At 28.6% G+C, this 4,014-nt stretch carries 6 protein-coding genes; all 6 read right to left on the minus strand.

What is annotated here, in order from left to right; all coding sequences use genetic code 11:
• Positions 1 to 209 precede the first annotated feature (209 nt).
• Positions 210 to 686: a hypothetical protein gene (locus A3SG_RS0117750; protein ID WP_016991338.1), complete on the minus strand. Its 477-nt coding sequence runs from the start codon at positions 684 to 686 to the stop codon at positions 210 to 212.
• 226 nt (positions 687 to 912) lie between these two features.
• Entirely contained in the window at positions 913 to 1,323 is a 411-nt protein-coding gene (locus A3SG_RS0117755) for a hypothetical protein (protein WP_157485549.1), read from the minus strand.
• A gap of 477 nt (positions 1,324 to 1,800) precedes the next feature.
• Entirely contained in the window at positions 1,801 to 2,007 is a 207-nt protein-coding gene (locus A3SG_RS0117765) for a hypothetical protein (RefSeq protein WP_016991341.1), read from the minus strand.
• A 97-nt stretch (positions 2,008 to 2,104) separates the two neighbouring features.
• The gene (locus A3SG_RS20370; RefSeq protein WP_157485551.1) at positions 2,105 to 2,314 is read right to left on the minus strand and encodes a hypothetical protein; all 210 of its coding nucleotides are present in this window, start codon (positions 2,312 to 2,314) and stop codon (positions 2,105 to 2,107) included.
• A gap of 172 nt (positions 2,315 to 2,486) precedes the next feature.
• Positions 2,487 to 3,089 (minus strand): hypothetical protein, encoded by a 603-nt coding sequence (locus A3SG_RS0117775; RefSeq protein WP_016991343.1) that lies wholly within the window; start codon positions 3,087 to 3,089, stop codon positions 2,487 to 2,489.
• Positions 3,090 to 3,243: 154 nt separating this feature from the next.
• Complete coding sequence (locus A3SG_RS0117780; RefSeq protein WP_016991344.1) at positions 3,244 to 3,969, minus strand: hypothetical protein; 726 nt, start codon at positions 3,967 to 3,969, stop codon at positions 3,244 to 3,246.
• Positions 3,970 to 4,014: the final 45 nt, after the last annotated feature.

Genomic DNA, 4,014 nt, shown 5'->3' on the forward strand with positions numbered 1-4,014 from the left:
TTTGTCATACTGTCGTCTGTGTGTCGTCTTTTAAGCTGACCGCTAACGTTTCGCCACTTTGAGATGGCTGGAAATTCGTAAACGCTCAATTTTCGGCTTAACGAAAAGGTAATGCGAAACAGTAATTCCACTAAAATCCAGCTATATCAAAATGGCGGTTGGCAGAAGATTTTTTTTGTTTTTTTGTTAATTTAAAACACAAAGTAATTTTAGATTTTATTTATGTTAGTATAAATGAAGTACAAAATAATTAAAACAGGTAAAATTAGGGTGTAAGACAAATTTTTTACTTCTGAATATTTTACATTTTGAAAATATTTTTTATCATCGACAAGTACTTTTTGCAATCCGATGCTGTAAAAATCGGAATTATATTTGAAATACAAAATAGAATATCTTAACAAGCCAAACCAAGTTTTTACAAGAACAATTTCCACATTATGTAATTTTGAAATATCTATCTTAATATTTTTTATTACAATGTGGTCATCAAATATGAAGAAATTTGTTCGTTGCGCAAGAATCCAGTTTGCGCTTTTCAAGGTGCTGTACGACAGATTATTTATAATTAATTTTGCTGGTGAATGATAATTATTTTGCGAATTGGTTAAATGTCCTTTTGTTATTTTATTGTACGACCATTTTGTGCCATAGATTAGACTGGTAATGTAAGTTGCAATTTTCATTTGTATAAATTAAAAGTTAAACTACTAAAATATTTAAAAACAGATAAATGTTAAATTCATCTGTTTAAAATAGGATTAGTCATTAGCAACCACGCAAACAACTTTTGTTACTGTAACCGCAATTAGCCATTCCAGCTACGTATGTCGATGCTGCCGCCACGTCCATGAAGGGCAGTGGTCCGTCACTTGCAGCAATTGCCACTGCAGCAATTACTGTAACTGCTGTTCAGGTGATCAATGCACCTTGACAATCATTCGTACATGGATTTAAAATTTTGCTAGTTGAATTTGTGTCAGATAACAAATTATTATTTTTAAAATTTGGAATATTACAATTGTATTCAGACGAATATGTGATGTCAAAACTATAATCCTCCGCGATTATAAAGTCATGATATTTCAATATTTTAGAATTTGTAATATTTGAAAAGCCAATAGTGTTTTTTGAGCCATCTTGTAGTAGATACCCACTTAAAATATTGTTGGTATAGATCTCAGTTATGTACTTGTTTTGTTGAGATAAATATTTTGAATTTTTAAGTTCAAAAGTAACAAAATCTTGTTTTAATTTTTGAACGACACTTGCTGTTAATTTGGCGTCATCTAAAGCAGAATCACTATTGCAACTGATAAACATTACAAGCAAAATTAGTGTTGGTATTAGAAATTTAGAAATCTTAAAATTTATCTTTTGAAAAAATAAAAGTTTAAAATTATCATTCTCGTTCTTACAATAATTGGATTTAAATAAATTTTTCATAGTTAAATAAACTTCCCATTTCTATTAATACGGACTACCGTAAGGACGATAACTTTAGGTACTATTTTAGATTGATTTATGTACCGCCCCGCTGACAAAATTTTATAATTTCAAACCTTTTAACTTGAACAATTTGCTTTTCTACATTAGGCAACAGTTCTTTTTTCTGTTGTTTTACTTCTTTAAGCAGTATTGTCGGTCCTAAATTTTTTGCCAACGTTGTTGTATATGGTTTGTTGCGTGGTTTAAGCACTAAAGTTAGCAAATAAAAACCGAATAGAAAATCCGAGAGGATTTTCGTAAGTAGGCTTGAACTAGCAATAAATTATATACGGTGTTGCCATTTCGTTGTTTTTATTCAGTTTTTTGTTTTTCTGATTGTTTTCTCAAGTTGTAACTAGTCATCAATGCCATAAAAATCCCAAAAAAGGATGAATTAAAAATAAATTTCCAAACATTAAAATTTTCGCCATCGATATAATCAAATCCAGCCATTCCTAATGCGTAAACTATTCCACCAAATAAACCTCCTCTAATAATTGCTTTTGTCTTTGATTTCATAATGTTTTTCAATTCAGATTGAGTAAGTAATTCCGTAACCTGCTAAATTTGACATAATTCTTTTATGGTTTCTATTTCGTAAATAATTTTAATGAGGTTAAGAATTTCTGTTTTTAATTATTTTTTGCAATATATTTTTATCAATTACTGCATAAATTACTCCGAATCCAACAATTGTAAATATGAATTGCAGAATATTAAGAATAATTTCAGATTTTACATAAACACCAATATGTGGTTTAATCATTAATGTTATTCCGTAACTAAACACGATTGAAATAATTCCGACTAATATTTTTAAACTCATTTTATTCATTTTATTCATTTTTGAGTGCGTTCAGCCAATGAATGGCAACGTTTTGCTGCTTTGAGATGGCTGGAGGTTCGTAACCGCTAATTTTTCGGCTTAACGAAAACTTGATGCGATACGATAATTCCACTAAATTCCAGCCATATCAAAACAGCTGTTGTATGCTGTGCTAATTATCAGTTCCGTTTTGCCACAAAGCAATTAATTCGGATTTAGTTTTAAATTTGTATTCAGTTTTATACACTTTTAATATTTCGCTGTCTGGAAAATCTCGACTTATGTTTTTGAGTTCTAGTTCAGCTTTTTTAAGTTCTCCTTTTGTTTCCAAAGCAGATAAATATTCCATTCTGAAGTTAAAATCGTTTTTCAGTTCGGTTTTCAATAAGTTTTCATATTCACTTAAACCAATTTTATAATTTATTTCAGCTTCAGTTTTGTTTCCATCGATGTCAAAAAAAAGTCCACGTTGAATTTTCCATAAAGGTTGTTGTGGTCTTAGTTCAATCATTTTCGCATTATTCTTAATCGATTCTTTAATGTCTTTTTTCCAAGTCAAAAATTTACTTTTAGTATAATAAGCATTAAAATAACTTCCGTCAATTTCGATAGCTTTGTCAACTAAAGTTAAGCAACTGTCAATTTTTACATTTTGTACTTGGTTAGATTTCATAAAAAAGTCGTTAGCTTTTTTTACTAAATCTTTAGCTTCTTTTTCTTGTCCATTACAAGAAACAATCATTAAAAATATTGTAAGAATAAGTAATTTTTTCATTTTAGTATTTTTGGCCGCATAGCATACAACGTTATGCCACTTTGAGATGGCTGGAAATTCGTAACCGCTCAGTTTTCGGCTTAACGAAAACCTGATGCGAAACGATAATTCCACTAAATTCCAGCTAGCTCAAAATGGCTGTTGTGAGAAGTTTTTAATTAGCTTTAATAATCATATCTTTTGTGATTTTTATAACAGGAGCAGTTTTAATACTATCAATTTTCGGACTGTTTTTTGGATCTGAATTTTTTTCTAAATAAACTGTTGTGGTGTTTTCTTTTTTCAAAACATTTACAACTTTCATATCAAGTAGAAAAAACTGCTTGAGTTTTGTTCCTATGAAAAAATTAATAGTTTTCAAATTATCACATTCAAAAAGTTGGAGATTTTCCAAATTCGGCAAATTTTGAAGATTAAGATTCTCAACTGGATTTTCTTGAATGTACAAGGATTTTAATTTCTCATATTTGCCAATAAACTCTAGCTCCTTTAATCCATTTCTAAAAGCGTATAATCCTTGTAAGTTTGGCATTTCTTTAATTATTAGTTTTTCTCCTAATTTATTTTCTCCAACATAAAGTTCTTCAATTGTTGTATTTCCATAGAAAACTTTTAAATCGGATATATCATTAGTCATCACGTTTAAGATTTTTAAACTTTTAAAGAATTTCAAGTCATCTAAAATTTTTATATTTTTTTTGTTGACTTTAATTTTAGTTACAGTGTCAATTTCGCTAATTTCGATTTCGTTATTTTTATTGAAATCATAACCAAGTTCAATTAATGCACTTTTCAAATTTTTATCTTTAAATTTTATCTTTTGTGCATTGACATTCAATGAAATTAAAGCAATAATTATAATTAGGAATTTATATTTCATATGTTTTTTTTCGGTTTTTCGTATTTTTTAAAATTTCTCACAACG

The organism is Flavobacterium sp. ACAM 123 (genome assembly GCF_000264055.1).
Lineage (GTDB): Bacteria > Bacteroidota > Bacteroidia > Flavobacteriales > Flavobacteriaceae > Flavobacterium.